The organism is Dietzia cercidiphylli (assembly GCF_014145145.1).
In the GTDB taxonomy this organism is placed as follows: Bacteria; Actinomycetota; Actinomycetes; order Mycobacteriales; family Mycobacteriaceae; genus Dietzia; species Dietzia natronolimnaea.
Window position 1 is genome coordinate 1 of sequence record NZ_JAALEA010000021.1, and the last position, 8412, is coordinate 8412.

Sequence of the window (8412 nt, forward strand, 5' to 3'; positions counted from 1 at the left end):
GCCGGCGGCCCCACGAAGATCAGGCCCGCCTCCTCGAGCGCCCGCGCGAACCGCGAGTTCTCGGACAGGAAGCCGTATCCCGGGTGGACGGCCTGCGCGCCGGTCCGGCGGCACGCGTCGATCACCTTCTCGAAGTCCAGATAGGACTGCGAGGCCTGGGCCGGGCCCAGGCGGACGGCGGCATCGGCCATGCGCACGTGGAGGGCGTCCGCGTCCGCATCGGAGTAGACGGCGACCGAGCGGATACCCGCGGCCCGCAGGGAACGGATCACGCGACACGCGATCTCGCCGCGGTTGGCCACCAGAACGGTGTGGAGTTTCTGTGACATAGCTCGACTCACATCCTGAAGACGCCGTTGTTGACCGGCTCGAGGGGGGCGTTGGCCGCGGCCGCGAGGGCCAGGCCGAGGACGGTACGGGTGTCGGCGGGATCGATGATCCCGTCATCCCACAGTCGGGCCGTGGAGTAGTACGCGGTGGACTGCTCCTCGAACTGCTCGCGGATCGGCGCGGTGAACTCGGCCTGCTGCTCGTCCGTCCACTCCCCGCCCGACTTGGTGACCTGCGCCGCGCGCACCGAGGCGAGGGTGTCGGCCGCCTGGGGCCCGCCCATCACGGCGATCTTCGCGTTGGGCCACATCCAGAGGAACCGCGGGGAGTACGCACGGCCACACATGGAGTAGTTGCCGGCACCGAACGACCCGCCCACGACGATGGTGAACTTGGGGACCCGCGCGCACGCCACGGCCGTGACCATCTTGGCGCCGTTCTTGGCGATGCCGCCCGCCTCGTACTGACGGCCGACCATGAAGCCGGTGATGTTCTGCAGGAAGACCAGGGGGATCTTGCGGCGGTCGCACAGTTCGATGAAGTGCGCACCCTTGAGCGCGGACTCGGAGAAGATGACGCCGTTGTTGCCGATGATCCCCACCGGATGCCCGTGGATCCGCGCGAACGCGGTCACCATCGAGGCACCGTAGTTCTCCTTGAACTCGGTGTACTCGCCGCCGTCGACGATCGTGCCGATGATGTCGCGCACGTCGTAGGGCTGGCGGGAGTCGACCGGGACGAGGTCGTAGAGGTCGGACTGCGGGCGGGCGGGCTCGCGGGGCTCGAGCACCTCCCAGTCCGGCTCGGGCGCCGGCGGGCAGGTCGCCACGATCTGGCGGACCTTCATGAGCGCGTCGTAGTCGTCGTCGGCCAGGTGGTCCACCACACCGGAGGTCTTGGCGTGCAGGTCGCCGCCACCGAGCTCCTCGGCGGTGACCTCCTCGCCGGTGGCCGCCTTCACCAGCGGCGGGCCGGCGAGGAAGATCGTGCCCTGGTTCCGGACGATCACGGCCTCGTCACTCATCGCCGGGACGTAGGCGCCGCCGGCGGTGCACGAACCCATGACCGCGGCGATCTGCGGGATGCCCTTGGCGGACATGTTCGCCTGGTTGTAGAAGATCCGGCCGAAGTGGTCGCGGTCCGGGAAGACCTCGTCCTGCTGCAGGAGCATCGCCCCGCCGGAGTCCACGAGGTAGATGCACGGCAGGTTGTTGGCCATCGCCACCTCCTGGCCACGCAGGTGCTTCTTCACCGTCATCGGGTAGTAGGTGCCGCCGGAGACGGTCGCGTCGTTGGCGATCACCAGGCACTCGCGCCCGGAGACCCGGCCGATCCCGGCCACGACACCGGCGCCCGGCGCCTTGCCCCCGTACATCTCCTCGGCGGCCAGCGGGGACAGCTCGAGGAACGGGCTACCGGGATCCAGGAGGACGTCCACCCGCTGGCGGGCGAGGAGCTTGCCCCGCTCGAGATGTCGGGCACGGGCCTTCTCCCCACCGCCCAACGCGGCCCGCTCGAGGCGGTCGCGGAGGTCGGAGAGGAGCTCCTCGTGCGCCTGGCGATTGGTGGTCGGGTGATCGGTGGTCGCGGAAGTCATCAGCGCCGCTCCCTTTCAGTTAAGTCGGATTAACTGAGTTCGACCATAGTGCCATGGCTCACAGATGTCCAGAGGGGGATCGGAGACCACACACGCCACCGGGAGGCGGCGGGGGTACGCGGTCCGCGGAGCTCACACCGCGGACATTCAGGGAAAGCGCTGGTCAGATGCTTAGGCTAACCTGACCTAGCACAGGCTCTCCTTGCTTGCAAGTCGAGCCGATCAGGGGTTGACTCGGTGGCACCCGACGGTCCGCGGCAACCGGATCGGCACCACCGGGAACACCCACCGATACGAGGAGCAACCGCCATGGCCACTCTCACCGGAATCAGCAATTGCACCGTCACCACGTGCTCGTTCAACGCCGACGCGGACTGCACGGCCCCGGCGATCACCGTGGCGGGATCACCCGACCACGCCGAGTGCGGGACGTTCATCTCGCTCGACGTCCGGGGCGGCCTCCCCACCGCGAGCGCGCACGTCGGCGCCTGTCAGCGCGTGGAGTGCACGCACAACAGGGACCTGCTCTGCTCGGCGGAGTCCGTGACGATCGGCTCCGGCGCGGACACCGCCGATTGCCTCACCTACTCCCCCGCGTAGGCGCCGCCGGCACGTGGGCCGGGGCGTCGGCCGGGATGTGGCCCGGGACTCAGCTCGCCCGGGCCACGTACTGGCCCATCTCGCGGACCACGTCCCCGACGGACTGCGCCCGGGTCATGAACGGCAGGTGCACGACATCGGCGTCGCGCCCGAGTGCGGTGAGAAGGTGGAGGCCGTCCGGGTCGACACCGAGGACGAACGGCGGGTGAGCCGGGTCGCCCGATCCCGCCAGGATCGCCAGGTGTTCCCCGAATCGCGCCCGGATCTCGTCCGCGAGACCGGGCGCCTCGGACGCCAGCGGGTCCGAGGGCACCGCGTCCAGGTCGCGGGCGAGAACCGTCCCCTCGTGGCCGAGACGGCGCACCTGCAGCTCGCCGAGCTCGATCTCGATCTCGACGACCCACCCCTCGCCCTGGCGCGCCGCACGCGCCACCCCGAAACCGTAGAGGCTGGCGACGTGCACCTTCGCCTCGACGATCGGAGCGAACTCGTCGATCATCACGACCACCTCGACCGAGGAGCCCGGCTCCACGATCAGACCGGACCACGGTGCGGGGGCCCCGGTGACGACGACGGCGCCTCCGCCGATCCAGCGGTGCTGGGCGGAGACCATCACATCTGAGCGGTCCCGGGTGCCGCGGACGGCGACCGTGGCGACGCCCGCCCCGTCCAGGAGACGTCGGGCGCCCGTCACGACCGGATCCGACACGATCGGGTGCACTGCCATTGTTCGCCCTCCACGGGTCGCCAGCTACACGGCGAGGTCTCGGGTACGAGAATAAGGTGACGCTCGCCTAAGTAAGGTACACCTAAGATGCACGAGTACCCCGGCCGTTGTCAAGGGGGACGACCTACAGTGGACGCGTGACCGACACCACAGCCGATGCCGTCGCCGATCCGACCCCCACTGGACCGCCGCGCCGCGTGCACGCCTTCCGCGACGATGCGCTCGGGTACGACGACGCCTCCGCCCTCGCGGAGAGAGTTCGCAGGCGGGAGGTCTCACCCGCGGAACTGGTCGAGGCCGCCATCGAGCGTTGCGCCGCGGTGGACCCCGTTCTGGGCGCCCTGGTGCACACCGACTACGACCGCGCGCGCCACCGGGCGGAGTGGGTCCGGAACTCCCAGCTCTCCGCCCCTCTCGCCGGCGTGCCGTCGGCGTTCAAGGACGCGGTCCGGGTGGAGGGTCTGCCCATGACGCTCGGCTCGTCGGCGGTCCCCACCCGACCAGCCCTCCACGACGGCCCCTACGCACCGCTCTTCCGTGCGACCGGACTGATCCCGGTGGGCACGACCGCGATGCCGCCGTTCGGCTGGACCGCCGCCACCGAGCGACAGGGCGGGCTCGTCACCCGGAACCCGTGGGACACCGGCCGCACCAGCGGCGGGTCCTCGGGGGGATCCGCCTCACTGGTGGCCGCCGGCGCGTTGCCGATCGCGCACGCCAATGACGGCGGTGGGTCGATCCGGATCCCCGCGGCGGTCACCGGCCTGGTGGGGTTCAAGCCCAGTCGGGGCAGACACCCCGACGAGAAGTTCTCGGCGAACATGCCGATCCCGATCATCTCCCAGTCCGTGGTCACCCGGTCCGTTCGCGACACGGTGGCGTTCCTGACCGCCTTCGAAGCGGGACACCGTCCGGTGGGGGTCCCACCGCTGGGTACGGTCGCGCGGGCCCCCGGGCGCCGGCTGCGGATCGGCCTCGTCGAACACAGTCCCGCGGGCGACCCGACCGATGCCGCCACCCTGGCGGTGTTGCGGGAGGCCGCCGACCGGCTGGCGGCGTTGGGCCATGAGATCGTGCCGACCACCGCGCCGGTCCCGGACTCGTTCCGCGAGGACTTCATCGCCTACTGGGGCCTGCTCGCCCTGGGCACCTCCTCGGGCGGCCGGGGCATGTTCAGTCCGGAGTTCGCGGCGGAGCGGCTCGACCCGTTCACGATCGGCCTCGCCGCGATGGCCAGGCGGGGTCTGCCCTCGCTCCCCCTGCACCTGTACCGCCTCTACCGGACCAGGCGGCGGTTCGACTCGGCGTTCGGCGAGTTCGACGTCGACCTCAACCCGGTGGTCAACCACGAGACCCCCGAGGTCGGGTACCTGGATGCGGACCTGCCCTACGAGACCCACCTCGAGCGGGTCTCCAACTGGGTCACCTTCACGCCCCTCCAGAACATCGCGGGATCGCCCGCCGTCTCGCTTCCCACCGGCCGGGCGCCGGACGGCCTGCCCATCGGCGTGCACCTGTCGGCGAGGATCGGCCACGATCGACTGCTCCTCGAACTCGCCTCCGAGTACGAGCAGGCCTATCCGTTCGCCCGCATCTGGGAGTGAACCTCACTCGTCCAGCAGCTGGGCGACACGCGGGCCGACCCGTCGCCGCAGGACCACCTCGGTGCGGGTGCGCAGGACACCCGGGGTGGCGATGATGGCGCTGAAGACCTCCTCGAGATGCGAGTGGTCCCGGGCCACGACACGGCAGACGATGTCGAACTCCCCCGCCACGCTCATCACCTCGAGGACCTCGCGCACCTCCGCCAGGCCCGTACAGGTCGCCTGCAGCTTCGCCTGCGCGACCTGGATGTGGACCAGCGCCGAGAGCGGGAACCCGAGCGCGGCCGGATCGAGGGTCGGCGCCCACGACGCGATCACCCCCCTCGCCTCGAGCTTGTCCAACCGCGCCTGCGCCGTCCCGCGGGCCACCCCGAGGCGGCGGGAGAACTCGCGCACCCCGACCCTGGGGCCCGCCAGGACGATCTTCAGGAGTCGTCGGTCGGTGTGATCCAGATCGGCAGGCGCGTCCATGTGTCCATGCTAGACCGGTGAACACTGCGCATCATGTCCATCTCGCGACGGAATGTGGCCGACATCCTGCACATGGTGAACTGCATCGCGCTGGCCACGTGACGCGCATCACCCACACGCCTAGCCTGGAGACACAGCCACTGTCGTCAGAAGGCCAGGTGTGACAGATGACCTCCCTACTCCACCCCTCGAGCGGCTCCCACGATGATCTGCCCCGAACCGGGCGGGCGGACGCCACCTCGTTCTCGCTCTCCGACCGCTACACGCGGGAGAGCGGCACGGTGTTCCTCACCGGCATCCAGGCCCTCGTCCGCACGGTCCGCGACCGCGCCCGACTGGACCGCAGGCAGAACCTGCTCACCGCCAGTCTCGTCAGTGGTTACGAGGGCTCGCCGCTGGCCGGCTACGACCTCGAGCTGGCCAGGCGCGGGACGTTCCTCGACCCGTTCGACGTGGTCCACCGCCCCGCCCTCAACGAGGAGGCCGCCGCCACGGCCGTCATGGGGTCGCAGCTCGCGCGACGCACGGGGACCCTACGCGCGACGGCCCACACCGGCGGCGCGCCACTGCAGGGCGTCGTCGGGTACTGGTACGGCAAGGCCCCCGGCCTGGACCGCGCGACGGACGCGATCCGCCACGCCAACCTCATCGGCACCGACCCCCACGGGGGCGCGGTGGCGCTGGTCGGGGACGACCCCGGAGCCAAGTCCTCCACCGTGCCGTGCTCGTCCGAGCTCGCGCTGGCAGACCTCTACCTCCCCACGCTCTACCCCGCGGACTCCCAGGACGTGCTGGACTTCGGCGTCCACGCTGCGATCCTCTCCCGGGTCTCGGGCCTGTGGTCGGCCCTGAAGATCTCCTCGCACGTCGCGGACGCCTCGTCCACCGCGCTGGTGGACCCGGATCGGATCCTGCCCGTCTACGGCGATCTGGGCACGAGTCCCCACGTGCCCTCGGGCCAGTTGCTCGGGTCCAGCCTCATGGAGTTGGAGCAGAACCAGCTCACGATCCGGATCCCCCGCGCGCTGGAGTACGCCCGGCTCAACCGACTCAACCGGATCGTGCAGTCGACCGCCGACGACCGGATCGGGATCGTCGCCGCCGGGAAGAGCTACCTCGACGTCCGCGAGTCGCTGCGCAGGTTGGGTCTCGACGACGCCGAGCTCGCCCGACGCGGCATCCGGATCCTCAAACTCGGCATGGTCTACCCGATCGAGCGCACGGTCCTCGACGAGTTCATGACCGGCCTCGACGAGGTGATCGTGGTGGAGGAGAAGCGCGACTTCATCGAGACGATGATCCGCGAGATCCACTTCCGACGGCCAGACGTCGCGAACGTCGTGGGCAAGACCCATGAGGACGGCTCCACCCTGTTCAGCCGCTTCGGTGAACTCGACGTCGACGCCGTGACCCGGGGCCTGGCGCAACGGCTGGGCCGCGTCCACGGGATAGAGTCGGCGGCCGCCTGGCTCGACGGACCGGGCCGCGGCCGCTCGCGCATCTCCCTGCCGCTGGCCACCACCCGCACCCCCTACTTCTGCTCGGGGTGCCCCCACAACAGCTCCACCAAGGTGGCGGACGGGACGCTCGTGGGCGGCGGCATCGGCTGCCACGCGATGGTCCTGCTCATGGACGAGGACCAGGTCGGCACCGTCACCGGGGTCACCCAGATGGGTGGCGAGGGACTCCAGTGGACCGGTATGGCCCCGTTCCTGACCGAACGCCACATGGTGCAGAACATCGGCGACGGCACGTTCATGCACTCGGGTTCCCTCGCCCTCCGCGCGGCCGTCGCCTCGGGCGACAACATCACCTACAAACTCCTCTACAACGGGACGGTGGCCATGACGGGCGGCCAGGACCCGGTCGGCGAGATGTCCCTGCCGGAGATCCTCCGGCTCCTGCAGGCGGAGAGGGTCGCCCGGATCGTCGTCACCACCGACGACGTCAAGGCCACGAGGTCCCAGGGACTGCCCCGCGGCATCGAGGTCCGCGACCGCCGCGACACGCTCGAGGTCCAGAAGGAGCTCGCCGCGGTCCCCGGGGTGACCGTGCTGGTCCACGACCAGTTCTGCGCGGCCGAGAAGCGCCGCCACCGCAAGCGCGGCACCTACCCCACCCCGGCGGAGCGGGTGATGATCAACGAGCGCATCTGCGAGGGGTGCGGCGACTGCGGCAAGAAGTCCAACTGCCTGTCGGTCCATCCGGTGGACACCGAGTTCGGCCGCAAGACCCGGATCGACCAGTCGACCTGCAACTTCGACTTCTCGTGCCTGGAGGGCGACTGCCCGGCCTTCGTCACCGTGGTCCCGGGCGTCGGGACCGAGCGCGTGGCGACCGCACCGGAACTGGACTCCGCCGCCCTCCCGGAACCGGACCGGGTCGCGGTCGACGCCGACCGCGGCTTCTCGCTGCGCCTCACCGGGATCGGTGGGACAGGGATCGTCACCGTCTCGGCCGTGCTGGCGACCGCCGCCGTGCTCGACGGCAACTCCGCCCGCACGCTCGACATGACGGGTCTGGCGCAGAAGGGTGGCGCGGTGGTCTCCGATGTCCGGGTGGCGCGGACGCCACTCGAGCAGCCCCCCAAGATCGGGGCCGGGGACTGCGACCTCTACCTGTGTTGTGACGGCCTCGTGGGCGCGGACGACGCCAACCTCAAGGTCGCCCACCCGGACCGCACCACCGCGGTGGTCTCCACCACCCGGATCCCCACGGGGACCATGGTGATCGACACCGCCGTGCACTACCCGTCCACACCGGACATCCAGGCGGCCATCGACCGGGCCTCCGGGCGGGGCGTCTACCTCAACCCCGGCGAGATCACGGAGAACCTCTTCGGGTCCACGCAGGCGTCCAACATGCTCATGGTGGGGGCGGCGTACCAGAGCGGCGCCCTGCCGATCTCCGCCCGGGCCATCGAGCAGGCGATCGAACTCAACGGAGTCGCGGTCGCGGCGAACATCCAGGCCTTCCGGCGTGGCCGCCAGGCCGTCGCCGATCCCGGGGCCCTGGCCGCGCTGGTCGCGGATCTGCACCGGCCGGTGTCGACCGCGACGCCGGACCTGCACGAGCCGTCCCCC

The 8412-nt window shown here is 70.6% G+C and carries 7 protein-coding genes; 3 read left to right on the plus strand and 4 right to left on the minus strand.

Features of this window, described 5'->3' with window-relative positions:
- Positions 1-329: biotin carboxylase N-terminal domain-containing protein (locus G6028_RS01140; protein WP_277817552.1), on the minus strand; the 329-nt coding region annotated here is incomplete at its 3' end.
- Between the two features lie 8 nt (positions 330-337).
- Positions 338-1927, minus strand: a complete 1590-nt coding sequence (locus G6028_RS01145) for a carboxyl transferase domain-containing protein (RefSeq protein WP_179525852.1) — start codon at positions 1925-1927, stop codon at positions 338-340.
- A 309-nt stretch (positions 1928-2236) separates the two neighbouring features.
- Here G6028_RS01145 and G6028_RS01150 point away from each other — a divergent pair, with 309 nt between their 5' ends.
- Positions 2237-2527, plus strand: a complete 291-nt coding sequence (locus G6028_RS01150; RefSeq protein WP_182657769.1) for a DUF1540 domain-containing protein — start codon at positions 2237-2239, stop codon at positions 2525-2527.
- A 49-nt stretch (positions 2528-2576) separates the two neighbouring features.
- Here G6028_RS01150 and G6028_RS01155 read toward each other — a convergent pair whose 3' ends face one another.
- Complete coding sequence (locus G6028_RS01155; RefSeq protein WP_182657770.1) at positions 2577-3254, minus strand: hypothetical protein; 678 nt, start codon at positions 3252-3254, stop codon at positions 2577-2579.
- Positions 3255-3391: 137 nt separating this feature from the next.
- On the opposite strand from G6028_RS01155, the gene G6028_RS01160 reads away from it, so the two are divergent.
- Positions 3392-4858: an amidase gene (locus tag G6028_RS01160; RefSeq protein WP_182657771.1), complete on the plus strand. Its 1467-nt coding sequence runs from the start codon at positions 3392-3394 to the stop codon at positions 4856-4858.
- 3 nt (positions 4859-4861) lie between these two features.
- Here G6028_RS01160 and G6028_RS01165 read toward each other — a convergent pair whose 3' ends face one another.
- A complete protein-coding gene (locus G6028_RS01165; RefSeq protein ID WP_182616605.1) occupies positions 4862-5329 on the minus strand; it encodes an Lrp/AsnC family transcriptional regulator in 468 nt (155 codons plus the stop codon).
- A 167-nt stretch (positions 5330-5496) separates the two neighbouring features.
- On the opposite strand from G6028_RS01165, the gene G6028_RS01170 reads away from it, so the two are divergent.
- On the plus strand, positions 5497-8412 hold a 2916-nt coding region (locus G6028_RS01170; RefSeq protein ID WP_182657772.1), incomplete at its 3' end, for an indolepyruvate ferredoxin oxidoreductase family protein.